Raw genomic sequence first — 14,417 nt, 5'->3', positions numbered from 1 at the left:
GACGTCCTGAGGAGGACCAATGCGGAAGACACGCAGTCGCATGTGGAAGGTCGCAGCGTCCGTCGCCGTGGCCGGCATCGCCCTGAGCGGGTGCTCCGGCGGTGGCGGTGGCGGCGGAGCGGGCGCGGAAGGAGAGCCGGACAGCGGCGAACTGAACTTCGTCTACATGGGCGACGCCGATCAGCAGAAGGCCTTCAACGCGCTGTTCGCCGAGTTCAACAAGGAATACCCCGACATCAAGCTCAAGGCCGTCGGCATCCCGAGCGGCAACTGGGCCACGTTCTCGACCACCGTCGCCACGCGGTTGGCCGGCGGTCAGAAGATCGACATCATCCAGGTCGCCACCGAGGGCCAGCGCCTCTTCGCCTCCAAGGGGATCCTCGCCGACCTCGCCCCCTACATCGAGCAGGACAAGGACGTCGTCGACGACTACTGGGACGACATCAGCCCCAACCTGCAGAAGTTCAACGAGGAGTTCGCGGCCGGGCCCGAGGGGGAGACCGTGTTCATCCCCGGCGGCTTCAACACCATGGCCATGTACCTCAACAAGGACGTCTTCGAGAAGGCCGGTGTCGCGATCCCGGAGGACGGCAACTGGACCTGGGACGAGTTCGTCGCCGCCGGAAAGCAGATCAAGGAGAAGACCGGTGCGTACCTGGTCGGCGCCGGATCGGGCTACTTCGTCGACGTGATGCCCTGGCTCACCACCAACGGCGCCAGCACGTTCAACGAGGACTGGAGCACCCCCACCTACAATTCGCCGGAGGCCGTCGCATCCGCGGAGTTCGCCCGCAGCCTGGTGGAGATGGGCCTCGCCCCGAAGCCCGGCGGTCAGTTCGACGGCAACACCGCGTTCAAGCAGGGCAAGCTCGCCATCCTGAGCGGAGGACGTTGGCCCGTGCTGGGCGTGCGCGAGCTCGACATGGTCGACAAGACCGTGGTCGTGAACTGGCCGACGCAGACCGGCAACGGCTCGCCCGTCGGATGGGACGCCTGGAACATCGCGAAGAACAGCGACAACAAGCAGGCCGCCTGGACGTTCATCAAGTTCCTGATGTCGGAGGAGGCCGGCAGCTACTTCGCCGAGATCGGCGGAACCATCGTCCCGGCACGGGAGTCCGTCGCGAACTCGCCCGCCTTCACGGACAACGCGCCAGAGGGCACCATCCGCTTGAGCGAGGCGATGTCGTTCGCGACGCCGATCCCGTCGATCGACCAGGGCGCCGAGGCGCAGAAGGTGATCGAGGAGGCCTGGGGCACGATCATCGCCGGCCAGGGGGAGGCGCAGAAGACCCTCGACGCGGCGCAGGCCGAGTTGGAGAAGCTGGTCGGTGAGTAGTCTGACCGCTGCCCGTCCGGTGCGGCGCCCTGGAGCCGAGCTCCAGCGGCGTCGCACCGCGATCACGGGCTGGATGTTCGTCAGCCCCGCGCTGCTGCTGTTCCTCGTGTTCGTCGCCGGACCGTTCGTGTTCGCGATCGTGCTCGCGTTCCTGAAGTGGGACATGCTCACGCAGCCCGAGTTCGTCGGCCTCGACAACTTCGCGACGCTGTTCTCAGACCCGATCCTGCCGCAGGTACTGCTGAACACCTTCGTGTTCGCCTTCGCATCGATCGTCACCCACCTGGTGTTCGGGCTTCTGCTCGCACTGGCCGTGAACCGGGTGGCGAGTCGCGTGCTGAGCTACTTCGCGCGCGTGGCGATCTTCTTCCCGTTCCTCATCTCGTGGGCCGCGGTCGCCCTGCTGTGGAAGTACGTGCTCGACCCCACGTTCGGCTACGTGGCGCAGTACGCCGCCGGCTTCGGCATCGAACTGCCCAACTTCTTCGCCGATCCCGCGTGGGCGATGCCGGCGATCATCTTCATCGACCTCTGGCACACCGTCGGGTTCACGTTCATCATCATGCTGGCTGGTCTCCAGACCGTGCCGGGTGAGCTCGTCGAGGCGGCACGCACCGACGGAGCGACCTCGTGGCAGGTGTTCTGGAACGTCACGCTGCCTCTGATGTCGCCGACCCTGTTCTTCGCGACGATCATCACCTTCATCGGCGCGTTCCAGATCTTCGACCCCATCCAGATCATCACCAAGGGCGGGCCGCAGAACTCCACGACCACGATCATCATGTATCTGTACGAGAAGGGCTTCCAAGCCTTCGACATGGGCTACGCCGCCGCCGTCGCCCTGCTCGTTTTCCTCATCATCATGGGAGTCACCGTGCTGCAGTTCCTCGGCCGCCGGAAGTGGGTGCACGAATCATGACGCTGCTGCCTCCCGCCGTCGATCCGGCGCAGACCGACGTCCTCACGCGTGTCGAGCGCGCTCGCCTTCGCCGCCGTCACCGGCCGAGTGTCGGAGGGGTGATCGTCGACATCGTGCTCGTGATCTTCGGCATCCTGATGCTCTCGCCGCTGATCTGGCTCATCGTCCAGAGCCTCACGGAGCCCGAGTTCGCGTTCGCCTCGCCGCCCCGGTGGCTGCCGATCCCGTTCACGGTCGAGAACTTCGCCGACGTGTTCGAGTACATGCCGTTCTTCCAGCAGTTCGGCAACTCGCTCGCGCTCGCACTGATCTCGACCGTCGGAGCCCTGTTCTTCTCCGTGCTCGCCGCGTATGCGTTCGCCAGGATCGACTTCCGCGGCAGCCGGGTGCTGCTGGTCGTGATGCTCTCGGCCCTCATGGTGCCGGGGCAGCTGGTGATCATCCCGATCTTCATCATGATGCGCCAGCTCGGCCTCGTCGACACCCTGGCCTCGCTGTGGCTTCCGGCCCTGATCAACGTGTTCCAGATCTTCTTCCTCTCGCAGTACTTCAAGACGATCCCCCGTGAGCTCGACGAGGCGGCGCGGCTCGACGGCGCAGGACATCTGTGGATCCTGTTCCGCATGCTCATCCCGCTGTCGGCACCAGCGGTCGCCGCCCTCGCGATCCTCGGGTTCGAGGCGTCGTGGAACGGCTACTTCGGGCCGTTGATCTTCCTGTCGAGCCCGGAGAACATGACCCTGCCGCTCGGTCTGGTCACGCTGCAGAACGGGTTCGGCGCCGCGCCGGCGGTGATCGTGTTCGCCGCGATCACGATGGTCGTGGTGCCGCTGCTCGTGGTCTTCCTGGCCTTCCAGCGTCAGATCGTGGAGAGTGTCGCGTCGACGGGACTGAAGGGATGACCGTGCCTGAAGGGATGACCGGGGTGGCCTCGTCAGAGCGCGGTTCCGTCGACCCTGTGCTCCTGCGGCTCCCCGGTGCGGCCTGGCATGCGCTCGCGCCACTCGGCGTCACGGGTGCCGCGGGATTGGCGGCGTGGGCCTTCGCGACGGCGCTGCTCGGCCCCGGGTCACCGCTCGTCCCGCTGCTCGTCGTCGGCGCTTCGGCCTTCCCTGCCGCCTGGGCGCTCGGCTCGATGCACGACCGGCTCTTCGACCGCCCTCCCGTGCGCTACGGGCGGCGGCTGACCCTGATGCTCCTCGGCGCGGGGGCGCCCGCCCTGGCGGTGGCGTGGTCGATGCTCACGGCCGCCGTGGCCGAGGCTGCGGCCGTGCCCCTGTTCCCGGTGCTCGCGGTGGCCGCGACGCTCGTCGCCGTGCTCTGTGCCCTCGTCGCGGTTGTCGCCGTACCGGTGGGGGCGATGCGCGACGACGTGAGTCTGCGCACGCTCGTGACCGTGTCCGCCGTGGCGGCGCTGCGTCGTCCCGCAGCACCCCTCGCCGCGCTGGCCGCCTCGACCGCGCTCGCCTGGCTCGGACTGACATGGTTCGGCGGTCTGCTTCTGCTCGTCGCCCCGGTGCTCATCGTGCTCGCCGTGGCCGCGGCCTGGCCGGCGGCGACGGCATCCGGTGTCGCTCTTCCCCCGCTCCCGCCCGCCCGCCGACCCGCCAGAGGAGAATCATGACGGACATCCTGCCGCAGTCACGCCCCCACACCGAGGCTCCGGCCCTCGCGATGCCGGTCGGGGGATCGGCACCGGCGGATTCGCGGTGAACACCGACGGCTCGCTGCGTCAATGGCAGCTGCAGGGGATGCCGAACCATCTCGGCGCCCTGCCAGGCACCGGGTTCTGGATTCGGGTGACCCAGGTCGAGCCGCCTCTCAACGTGATCTCGATGGTGCAGGGCGCCCCCGTGCCTGACCCCGAGGCGTCGCTCACCACCGACGGGCATGTGCCGGAGTGGATGACGGCAGCGGCCGAGGCCTTCGGCACGTTCGAGTCCGCCTCGTTCCGGGGCACCTATCCGATCGCCGAGGTCGACCTCACCGACACCCGTCATCCCGTGGCGGTGCGGATGCGCGTGCTCAACCCGCTCGCACCGCGCGATGTCGAGTTCAGCTCGATCCCCACCGGGATGTTCGAGTTCACACTCACCAACACCGGACCGATCGCGGTGCACGGCACCCTCGCCGGCTCACTGCTCAACGCGATCGGATGGGATGGCATCACGCCCATCGCCGACAACACTCCGGGGCTCGGCGGCAACGTCAACCGGCTGCGCCGCGGCAAGGGGTGGTCGCGCATCGTCATGGACAACCCGTCCCTGGATGAGAGCGACCAGCTCGCCGGTCAGCTCGTGCTCGCGGCCGACGACGAGAGCGCCGCAGTCCTCACCCGATGCAGCGGGCTCGAACACCTCGACGCCTTCCTGCGGTCGCGTGCGGCCAACGACGGCCGGTCCCGGCTCGCTCTCGCGCCCACGGTGGGCGATCCGCAGCTCAACGCGCCCCGCGGTGGAACCGGAGCCAGTGCGCAGGGACGGTCGTGGCTCGGCGTGGTCGGTGTCCCGTTCGCCCTCGAGCCAGGGGCGTCGCACACCATCCGCTTCTCGATCTCCTGGCATCTGCCGAACCGGTTCGTCGACATCGAGCAGTTCGGGCGACCGCACCCCGAGTGGGGCTCGTCGCGCTTCTACCTCGGCAACGCGTACGGCCTGCGCTTCCTCGACGCGATGGACGTGCAGTCCACGGTGGAGCGGCGGTGGGGTGAGCTCACCGAGCGCACCGCGAAATGGACCTCGACGCTCGTCGACTCCAGCCTCGACCCCCGCGAGGTCGAGCACCTGGCCGCGCAGGCCGCGTACGTCCGCAGCCCGACGTGCTTCATCGGCGCCGACGGGAGGTTCTACGGTTACGAGGGTTCGCTCGGCGACTCGACCTGGATGTGGTCGGGCGTCTTCGGAGGATCCTGCCCGCTCAACTGCACTCACGTCTGGCAGTACGAAGCCGCGCTTGCGGGTCTCTGGCCGAGCCTCGAGCGTGACATGCGCGACACGGAGTTCGACGTGATGCAGGCCGCCGACGGCGCGATCCCGCACCGACTGCGTGTGCCGACCTATCTGCCGCAGATGACCGACGAGTTCATCGGCGGACCGGAGGAGCCCGCGCTCGACGGCATGCTCGCGACCATCCTCAAATCCCTCAGGGACGTGCAGCGCGGTGCGGGGCGCGAGTGGCTGGAGCGGCGGTGGCCGCAGCTCGTCAGGCTCTACACGCACATCGTCAGCCGATGGGACGACGATGGCGACGGCGTGCTCCGCGGCATCCAGCCCAGCACCCACGACATCGACCTCGCGGGGGCGAATCCGTTCATGGGCACGCTGTGGCTCGCGGCGCTGCGGGCCTACGAGGAGCTGGCCCTGCTCGCCGGAGATGCCGACGCGGCGACCGAGGCGCAGGAGCGGTTCCAGTCGGGCTCGCGCCTGTACGACGACGCGCTCTTCGACGGCACCCACTACATCCAGGTGCTCGACGAGGGCGACCCGGAGGACTACCAGTGGCGCACCGGAGTGCTCTCGGATCAGGTCATCGGGCAGTGGTGGGCCCATCAGCTCGGACTCGGCCACATCCTGCCGCCGGAGCACGTGCGCAGCGCCCTGCGTCACGTGGTCGCCTCGAACCTCCGGCACGGATTCGCCGACTTCGAGCATCCCTACCGCGTCTATGCCGACACCGCGGAGGATGTCGGGCTCCTGATGTGCACCTGGCCGGAGGGCGGCCGTCCCGACGTGCCGACCCGCTATGCGGACGAGGTGTGGACCGGCATCGAGTGGCAGGTGGCGGCGCACTGCGTCTTCGAGGGGCTGGAAGACGAGGCACGGCAGGTGCTGGACGGGCTCTGGAACCGTCATGACGGCCGCCGCCGAAACCCGTACAACGAGATCGAGTGCGGCGACCACTACGCCAGGGCCATGGCGGGGTGGACCCTGGTGCAGGCCCGGTCGGGCGTGCGCGTCGATGAGGCGAACGGCGAGCTGTACGTCGGCGCCCCCGGCCGCTGGCCCTGGGTCGGCTCTGCGGGGTACGGCACGGTGACCGTCGGCGAACAGGTGGAGATCGACGTCGTCGAAGGCGACTGCCCCTTCACGGTGGTGCGCGCGAGCTGAGCGGGGGGGAACTGAGCCCTGCAGGAACTCAGCCCTGTGGCGGCTCAGTCCGGCAGGGCTCAGTCCTGTGGCGGTCGCGAGGGAGAGGCTCCGATGTCCGGTACGGGAGCGGATCCCAAGTGCACCTCCAGGTCGTCGGCCGTCGGCGTCTTCGGGCGACGGGCGGTCGGCCGGTCGAGATAGAACATCGCCGTGGACGCGATGTCGTCGCGCAGCGGGAGATAGCGCCAGCCGCTGCGCCAGCCGAGCGCCTGGATGTCGACCTTCGGGATGCCGGTCGCGAAGTGGATGGGGTCGAGCACGTGCCACCGATACATGCCGAACCGCTGCTGCGAGACGTAGAGGCCGTCGGGGCGGATCACCTGGGGCATCCCGAGGTACGGCGTCGAGAACTCGGTGTACCCCCGGCCGGGGATGTCGAAGTTCCAGGCTCCGCCGAAGTAGTCCTCGGTACCGGTGCCGCAGATCGTCGGGTGGTCGGTGTCGTCGTCGAGGTAGAACTTGATCTCGCCCTCTCCCCACCACCCGTTGGAGTTGACGCCCCAGGCGATGTACGTGCCGACGTACTGCCCCTGCCCCTCGATGCCCTCGAGGATCACGTGCGGGGTGAGCTCCTCCAGGGGGTTCGAGCGCCGCCACTGCGCGTGGAAGTAGGCGTCGTCCGCGTGGTCGCGGCCGACCTCGTAGGTCACCTGGTAGTACACGCGCACGTCGACGACCGAGGTGTTCTCGATCGTGAGGCGCGCACCGTCGCGGAACGGCATCGGCCAGTACGAGTTGAAGCCGCCGTGGGGGTTGGCGGCGATGGTCTGCGAGTTCACCTGCGCGAAGACTCCCCATCCGTTGCAGAAGAAGTCGCCGTACGGCACCTCGACCGCCGGCTCCTCCGCCCCGTCCCAATACGCCCGCAGCAGCAGTGTGCGCCAGTTGTCGGTGTGGGTCGTGATCCAGATATGGGTGATCTTGCCCGCGCCGCGGATGCTCGCGAGCTCGAACGTCTCACCGGCCTTGATGTCGACGCTCGGCGAGATCTTCCAGCCGGGACCGAGGTCGCGAGCGTTCGCGGCGCCCGTGCCCTCCGTCGCCCGGCCTCCGCCCCCCGCGGAACCGTCGAAGTTCTCGGGTGAGATGGATCGGGTCTGGATCGGCCGCAGCGCCGCGAGAGATGCCAGATCAGAGGGTGCAGAAGTCATGGCCGCCAATGTAATCGATTTCAGAACGGAACACCAGAGAACGTGAACGTGCGCGATACTGTTGCTTCACGTCCGGCGCGACCGGACAGGCAGTGAGGGTGCATGACCACGATCTACGACGTCGCAGAGCTCGCGGGGGTCTCTCCCGCGACAGTCTCGCGCGTGTTCAACGGGACGAGCGTGTCAGACGAGAAGGTCGCCGCGGTGCGCGACGCCGCGGCCAAGCTCAAGTTCACCCCGAATCGCACCGCCCGCACGCTGCGCCGTCAGAGCTCCGAGGTGATCGCGCTCGTGATCCCCGACATCGAGAACCCCTACTTCACCGAGATGGCCCGCGGGGTGGAGGACGTCGCCTCCGAGGCCGGGTACTCGGTCGTGCTCTGCAACTCCGACGCGCAACTCGAGAAGGAGGCCACGTACCTCCGGATCGCGATCGCCGAGCACATGTCGGGCGTGATCATCGCGACCGCCGACGAGCACTCCGATCTCGAGACGATCCTCGCCACCGGACGCCCGGTGGTCGCCGTCGACCGCAGCACCACGTACGACATCGACGGGGTCGTCATGGCCAACCGCGCCGCCGGCACCTCCGCCACCCAGGACCTGATCAACGCCGGCTACCGACGCATCGCCTACATCGGCGGCCCCGAGCACATCGACACGGCGGCGGAGCGCGCGGCCGGATGGCGTGCCGCGCTCGCCGCGGCGCACCCCGACCTCGATCTGGATGAGCTCGCGCGATTCGCGACGTTCCGCGTCGACGGAGGTCGGGCCGCGATGGAGGAGCTTCTCGCGCTTCCCGAGCCGCCGGATGCCGTGGTGGCCGGCAACAACCTCATCGGCGTCGGAGCCATCCAGGTGCTGACCGAGCACGGGCTCACCCCGCCGGAGGTCGGTGTCGCGGTCATCGGCTCACTGCCGTTCACGACTCTGTCGCCCACGGCCGTCACCGTCGTGCGGCTGCCCGCCCGGCACATGGGTGTGACCGCGGCCCGGATGCTGCTCGAACGTATCAAGGGCGATCAGCAGCCGGCTCGGACGGTCGTGCTGCGTAACGAGGTGCAGCCCGCGAACCCACGGAACTGAGCGGGGTCAGCGAGAACGCCAGAACCGGGTCGCGAGGTTCGCGACCTCTTTGTCGAGTTCTTCGAGTCGGTGATCGATCGAGCCGAAGCGTGCCTCGAACTTCGCGTCCATGCCGTCGAACTTCGCGTCCATCGCATCGAAGCGTGCCTCGAACTTCGCGTCCATGCCGTCGAACTTCGCGGTCAGCTCGCCGCGGAGCGACGTGATCATCCTGTCGTTCTGACGCATGAGCAGCGTGAGCGCACCCAGCATGAAGACGGCGAAGACGCCGATCAGTGTCCAGACCTGAGGCTCGTTCATCTGCATGTCTCCATGGTGTGCGGGAGAGCCCAGGTTGTCACGGTATTCCGGTGGGCCCTGACCTCGGGAACGGCACCTGTGGGGAGGTCGACGGGGCGGAACTCCTGTGCAGGAAGAGTGGCTCCCTTGCGTCATGAAATCGATTTCGCGTACAGTGGCCACCAGATCGGCAGACGTCGACGTCCGGCATCAGGGAGGACACAAATGCGCTGCACCCTCGGGGTGGACATCGGCACATCGAGCAGCAAGGGCGTGCTCGTGGATGCCACCGGTTCCATCGTCGCGACTGCGACGAGGGCGCACGACGTCGACCGCCCGCACACCGGCTGGGTGGAGATGGACGCGCGGATCTGGTGGGACGAGTTCGTGTCGCTCACCCGAGAACTGATCGAAGCGGTCGCGGACGTGGAGATCGCCGGGGTCGGAGTCAGCGGGATGGGGCCGTGCATCCTGCTCGCCGACGAGAGCGACGAGCCCGTGCGCCCCGCCATCCTCTACGGGGTCGACACCCGCTCCACGGCCCAGATCGACAGGATCACCCGGGAACTCGGCGTCGAGGAGATCACCCGGGTCGGCGGCTCGACGCTGACCTCGCAGGCCGGCGGACCGAAGATCGCCTGGGTCGCCGATGAGGAGCCCGACGCCTGGGCGCGGGCCCGACGCCTGTACATGCCGGCGTCCTGGCTCGCCGGCCGACTGACCGGCGCTTACGTGCTCGACCACCAGTCCGCCAGTCAGGTGTCGCCGCTCTACGACATCGACGCGGCGCGCTGGCATGACGCGTGGTGGGCGAGATACGCCGGCCCGATCGCGCAGCCTCGGCTGCTGTGGGCCGGGGACGTCGCCGGCGAGGTGACGACGGAAGCCGCCGCGGCCACGGGCATCCCCGCAGGCACCCCGGTGATCACGGGGACGATCGACGCATGGACCGAGGCGGTGAGCGTCGGCGCGCACGAGGTGGGCGACCTCATGCTCATGTACGGCACGACGATGTTCATGGTGTTCACGAACGGCACCGAGAGTCTGCGCACCCCCTCCATGTGGACGACGTCCGGAGCGTTCGCCGGCACGCGCAACCTCGCAGGCGGGCTCTCGACCTCCGGCGCTCACCGCATGGATGACCGAGCTCACCGGAGCCGACTATCCCGTGCTCCTCGCCGAAGCCGAGGCCTCTGGGCCGGGCGCCCGAGGGGTGCTCATGCTGCCGTACTTCGCGGGGGAGCGCACGCCGATCCAAGACCCTGACGCCCGCGGCGTGATCGCCGGCCTCACCCTCGAGCACACGCGCGGCGACCTGTACCGCGCCGCGCTGGAGGCCACTGCGCTGGGGGTGCGGCACAACGTCGAGACGATGCGCGCAGCGGGCGCCGACATCCGTCGGATCGTGGCCGTCGGCGGCGGGACCCAGGGTCGGCTCTGGCTGCAGATCGTGTCGGACGTCACCGGCCTCGTGCAGGAGTTGCCCGAGACGACGATCGGCGCGAGCTACGGCGCGGCCTTCCTCGCGGCGACCGCGACGGCGGCTCCCGGGGCGGCACCCGCCATCACCGACTGGAATCCGATCGCCGAGCGCATCCGGCCGCAGACACAGCTGCAGCCCCTCTACGACACCCTCTTCGACCGATATCTGCGCTTGTACGAGGGCTCCCGGTCCGTCATCCACGACCTCGCCGCCGCGCAGCGGAGAACCGAACCCACCCCCAACCCGGAGGCATCATGACCACCTACACCCTGCCGGCCCCGGCCGCTCGTCCCGCAGCCGCCCCGCAGACGGCGTACCTCATCACCTCGGGTGACCTGCGCGAATCGGCGAACGTCGCGGGATGGCCGACCCAGGCCGAACTCGAAGCAGGCGTCACCGGGGTGCTGAACGGGCTCGGGTGGGAGGTCGTCCGCCCCTTCGGCGTCGATCCCGTCACCGGTCATGGCTTCATCTCGAGCCAGCGGATGGGCCTCGAGGTGTTCCGGAGCATCCCGGTGGATGCGCCCCTGGTCGTGGCGATTGCGAATTGGCAGTACTCGCATCACGTGCTCGCAGGCCTTCGCACGCATGAGGGTCCGATCCTCACGGTCGCGAACTTCGCCGGGGACTGGCCCGGCCTCGTCGGCCTCCTCGGGCTGAACGCGGGACTCACCAAGATGGGCAAGCCCTACGCCACGACCTGGTCGGTCGACTTCACCGATGAGTGGTTCACGGACGGCATCAGGGAGTGGACCGAGACCGGCTCCATCACGCACGACGCCTCGCACGTGCGCGCCCTGCCCGCCCTCCCGGACAGTCCAGAGAAGCAGCTGGGAGAAGCGCTCGCCGCGGAACTCCTCGCCGACAAGGCCATCATCGGCGTCTTCGACGAGGGGTGCATGGGCATGTACAACGCGATCTTCGACGATGAACTGCTCAACCGCACCGGCATCTACAAGGAGCGGCTGTCGCAGTCGGCGCTCTACGCCGAGATGCTGGAGGTCGCCGATGACGAGGCCGATGCCGCGTACGACTGGCTGATCGACGCCGGCATGACCTTCCGATACGGGACGGATGCCGCTACCGAGCTCACGCGCGAGCAGGTGCAGTGGCAGCTGAAGATGTACATCGCCGCGCTGCGCATCGCCGACGACTTCGGCCTCGATGCGGTCGGCATCCAGTACCAGCAGGGTCTGAAGGACCTGGTGCCGGCCTCGGACCTGGCCGAGGGGATCCTGAACTCCACCGAGCGCCCTCCGGTGCTGTCGCGTGACGGTTCGCGTGTGCTGCATGAGGGGCGCGCGTTCCCGCACTTCAACGAGGCCGACGTGGGGGTCGCGGTCGACGCGCTCGTGACCGACCGCGTCTGGCGCGCGATGGGACTCGTGCCCGACAACACGCTGCACGACGTGCGGTGGGGCGAAGACTTCGACGGGCAGTTCGTGTGGGTGTACGAGATCTCCGGCTCCGTGCCGGGATCGCATCTGGGCGGCTGGCAGAACGCCGAGGGCTGGCGCCAGGGGCATGTGTTCTTCCCGGCGGGGGGCGCGACCGTCAACGGCGTCTCGAAGCCGGGCGAGATCGTGCTGTCGCGGGTGTTCATCGCCGACGGCATCCTGCAGGCCGACATCTTCCGTGCGAGCGTCGTGGAGCTGCCCGAGGAGGAGACGCAGCGGCGCAAAGACGCGACGAACCCGGAGTGGCCGATCGCGCACGTGGTGCTGCACGGCATCTCTCGTGACCAGTTCATGGCTCGCCACAAGGCCAACCATGCCCAGCTGGTCTATGCGCCCGATGCCGAGACGGCCGACCGTGCACTCATCGCGAAGGCGGCGATGTTCGCGGGTATGGGGATCGCCGTCAACCTCGTGGGCGACGTCGCGATCTGAGTCGAGTCCGCGCCGCGGAGACTACTGCGAGCGCCAGAATCGCGTGGCGAGGTTCGTCAGTTCCTTGTCGAGGTCGTCGACCTTGGATTCGATGCGGCCGAGCCGGGCGTCCATGCCGTCGATGCGTGCCGAGAGGGTGCCGTCGATCCGGTCGACCTCGGTGCGGATGATGCGGCTGAGCTGTGTCGTCATGAGCGTCATCCCACCGAGCATCACGGCGGCGAAGAGTCCGATCAGGGTCCATACCTGCGGGTCGTTCAAGGGCATGCCTCCAGTCTGTGTGTGGAGGGCCAGCGTGTCACGGTATTCCGGTGGCGGCAGACGCGGAACCCGGTGGTTGTGCAGAACCCGTCGATGAGGGATTCGGTGCAGTGTGGGAGACCGCATCGGGACGGAGTCCACTCGGCGGACCGCTCAACGCCCGCAGGGCGTACAGGATCGTCGCGAGATCCACGAGCTCCTGCACGAGCGCACCGACGACGGCCGGGATGACGCCGGTCATCGCGACGATCATGAGGCCGACGCTCAGCCCGATGCCGATCCAGATCGCGGTCAGGGCGACGCGAAGGGTGTGGCGCCCGATCGCGATCGCGTCGACGACCTTCGCGAGCGAGTCGACCAGGATCACGACGTCGGCGGCGTCGCCCGCGGCCGTCGCTCCCTTCGCCCCCATGGCGATCCCGATGTCCGCGGCCGCCAGCACCGGGGCGTCGTTCACGCCGTCGCCCACCATCAGCACCGGTCGGGGCTGGAGCTCGGAAGCGAGTCGGACCTTCTCCGGTGGGAGCAGCTCGGCGTGCACCTCGTCGATCCCGATCTGCGTGCCGACGGACTCGGCCGTCGAATGCACGTCACCCGTGAGCATGACGACCCGCTCGACCTCATGCACGCGCAGCCATGACACCACCGCCGCCGCCTCGGGGCGTGCGGCGTCCGCGAGCACGAGGATGCCGGCGAAGCCTCCGTCCACCGCCATGTAGGCGGCGGCCTCACCCACGCCGAGCGTCGCTCTGACGGTGTCCGGTGCGAGCGAGGCGACGTACGCCGGCTTGCCCACCACGACCGTCCGTCCGCCGATCGTGGCCGACACCCCGTTCGTGGCCGTCTCGCTCGCCTCTTCGGCGGCGTGCAGCACGAGGCCCCGTGCGGCGGCGGCACGGCGGATGCCGTCGGCGAGGACGTGCGATGAGTACTGCTCCGCCGAGGCCGCGAGCTGCAGGATCTCTTCTGCGTCGAATCCCGCGGCCGGTCGCACGTCGACGAGTTCCGGGCGGCCCTGCGTGAGCGTGCCCGTCTTGTCGAAGGCGGCCGAGCGCACGCGGGCGATCTGCTCGACGACGGCCCCGCTCTTCATGATCACGCCCGACTTGGCCGCTCTCGACAGACCGCCGAGGAAGGCGACGGGGGCCGCGATCAGCAGCGGGCACGGCGTCGCGAGCACGAGCACCTCGGCGAAACGGGTGGAGTCGCCGGATATCGCCCATGCCGTGCCGGCCAGGACGAGCGCGACGGCGGTGAACGGGATGGCGAAGCGATCGGCCAATCGCACGATCGGCGCGTGCGAGGACTCGGCGGAATGCACGAGCGCGACGATCTGCTGATACTGGCTGTCGGCCCCGGTGCGCAGCGCGCGGATCCGGATCGCGCGGCTGCCGTTGATGGCGCCGGACAGCACCTCCTCGCCCTGGGTGCGGGTGACCGGCATGCTCTCGCCGGTCAGCGAGGATTCGTCGAACGTGCCGTTCTCGGTGAGGAGGATCCCGTCGACCGGAACGATCTCGGCGGGGCGCACGAGCAGGACGTCGCCCACGACGACGTCGTCGACGGGCACGTCGCGTGATTCGTCCGACTCGGCTGCCTCCGGTGTCGAGAGCGTGGGCCGTCCGCGGAGAACGGTCGAGCAGTGCCGACAGATCCCGCTTGGCGCGGCGGCCGGCGAAGTCCTCGAGCGCTTCCCCACCCGACAGCATGAGCACGATGATCAGCGCGGCGATGTACTCCCCGACGGCGAGTGTGGCGACCATCGCGACCACCGCGAGGATGTCGAGTCCGACGTGGCCCCGGAGCACGTCGCGCACCATGCCCACCAGCGTCCAGGCCACGACGGCCGCGACGTAGATCGT

At 68.7% G+C, this 14,417-nt stretch carries 13 protein-coding genes; 9 read left to right on the top strand and 4 right to left on the bottom strand.

The window, feature by feature from the left end; all coding sequences use genetic code 11:
• Positions 1-19 precede the first annotated feature (19 nt).
• The 5 genes from G4G29_RS19030 to G4G29_RS19010 all read left to right on the top strand — a co-directional run bounded on the left by G4G29_RS19030 (position 20) and on the right by G4G29_RS19010 (position 6,364).
• Positions 20-1,339, top strand: coding sequence for a sugar ABC transporter substrate-binding protein (locus tag G4G29_RS19030; RefSeq protein WP_202045380.1), 1,320 nt, complete (start codon positions 20-22; stop codon positions 1,337-1,339).
• The gene (locus G4G29_RS19025) at positions 1,332-2,258 is read left to right on the top strand and encodes a sugar ABC transporter permease (RefSeq protein ID WP_202045377.1); all 927 of its coding nucleotides are present in this window, start codon (positions 1,332-1,334) and stop codon (positions 2,256-2,258) included. The genes G4G29_RS19030 and G4G29_RS19025 overlap by 8 nt, the downstream gene beginning before the upstream one ends.
• Entirely contained in the window at positions 2,255-3,160 is a 906-nt protein-coding gene (locus tag G4G29_RS19020) for a carbohydrate ABC transporter permease (protein ID WP_183151205.1), read from the top strand. The genes G4G29_RS19025 and G4G29_RS19020 overlap by 4 nt, the downstream gene beginning before the upstream one ends.
• Entirely contained in the window at positions 3,157-3,882 is a 726-nt protein-coding gene (locus tag G4G29_RS19015; protein WP_183151204.1) for a hypothetical protein, read from the top strand. The genes G4G29_RS19020 and G4G29_RS19015 overlap by 4 nt, the downstream gene beginning before the upstream one ends.
• 85 nt (positions 3,883-3,967) lie before the next feature.
• The gene (locus G4G29_RS19010; RefSeq protein ID WP_183151203.1) at positions 3,968-6,364 is read left to right on the top strand and encodes a GH116 family glycosyl hydrolase; all 2,397 of its coding nucleotides are present in this window, start codon (positions 3,968-3,970) and stop codon (positions 6,362-6,364) included.
• Positions 6,365-6,423: 59 nt separating this feature from the next.
• Here G4G29_RS19010 and G4G29_RS19005 read toward each other — a convergent pair whose 3' ends face one another.
• Positions 6,424-7,557, bottom strand: coding sequence for a glycoside hydrolase family 172 protein (locus tag G4G29_RS19005; protein WP_183151202.1), 1,134 nt, complete (start codon positions 7,555-7,557; stop codon positions 6,424-6,426).
• Positions 7,558-7,659: 102 nt separating this feature from the next.
• Here G4G29_RS19005 and G4G29_RS19000 point away from each other — a divergent pair, with 102 nt between their 5' ends.
• Entirely contained in the window at positions 7,660-8,643 is a 984-nt protein-coding gene (locus G4G29_RS19000; RefSeq protein ID WP_183151201.1) for a LacI family DNA-binding transcriptional regulator, read from the top strand.
• Between the two features lie 6 nt (positions 8,644-8,649).
• Here G4G29_RS19000 and G4G29_RS18995 read toward each other — a convergent pair whose 3' ends face one another.
• Positions 8,650-8,943, bottom strand: a complete 294-nt coding sequence (locus G4G29_RS18995; protein ID WP_244632212.1) for a hypothetical protein — start codon at positions 8,941-8,943, stop codon at positions 8,650-8,652.
• 204 nt (positions 8,944-9,147) lie between these two features.
• Between G4G29_RS18995 and G4G29_RS18990 the strand changes: the two genes are divergently transcribed.
• The 3 genes from G4G29_RS18990 to G4G29_RS18985 are packed head-to-tail and all read left to right on the top strand — an operon-like array spanning position 9,148 to position 12,294.
• Positions 9,148-10,188: an FGGY family carbohydrate kinase gene (locus tag G4G29_RS18990; protein WP_244632211.1), complete on the top strand. Its 1,041-nt coding sequence runs from the start codon at positions 9,148-9,150 to the stop codon at positions 10,186-10,188.
• The gene (locus G4G29_RS23040; protein ID WP_244632210.1) at positions 10,142-10,663 is read left to right on the top strand and encodes an FGGY-family carbohydrate kinase; all 522 of its coding nucleotides are present in this window, start codon (positions 10,142-10,144) and stop codon (positions 10,661-10,663) included. Before G4G29_RS18990 ends, G4G29_RS23040 begins: the two co-directional genes overlap by 47 nt.
• The gene (locus G4G29_RS18985) at positions 10,660-12,294 is read left to right on the top strand and encodes a fucose isomerase (RefSeq protein WP_183151199.1); all 1,635 of its coding nucleotides are present in this window, start codon (positions 10,660-10,662) and stop codon (positions 12,292-12,294) included. Before G4G29_RS23040 ends, G4G29_RS18985 begins: the two co-directional genes overlap by 4 nt.
• 21 nt (positions 12,295-12,315) lie before the next feature.
• Here the strand turns inward: G4G29_RS18985 and G4G29_RS18980 are convergent, their stop codons facing one another.
• The gene (locus G4G29_RS18980; RefSeq protein WP_183151198.1) at positions 12,316-12,561 is read right to left on the bottom strand and encodes a hypothetical protein; all 246 of its coding nucleotides are present in this window, start codon (positions 12,559-12,561) and stop codon (positions 12,316-12,318) included.
• A gap of 31 nt (positions 12,562-12,592) precedes the next feature.
• Complete coding sequence (locus G4G29_RS18975) at positions 12,593-14,125, bottom strand: heavy metal translocating P-type ATPase (protein WP_244632209.1); 1,533 nt, start codon at positions 14,123-14,125, stop codon at positions 12,593-12,595.
• Positions 14,126-14,417 lie beyond the last annotated feature (292 nt).

Source organism: Microbacterium sp. Se63.02b (assembly GCF_014171575.1).
In the GTDB taxonomy this organism is placed as follows: domain Bacteria; phylum Actinomycetota; class Actinomycetes; order Actinomycetales; family Microbacteriaceae; genus Microbacterium.
Note: the sequence above shows the minus strand (reverse complement) of the source record. Positions and strands in the feature narration are given on the sequence as shown.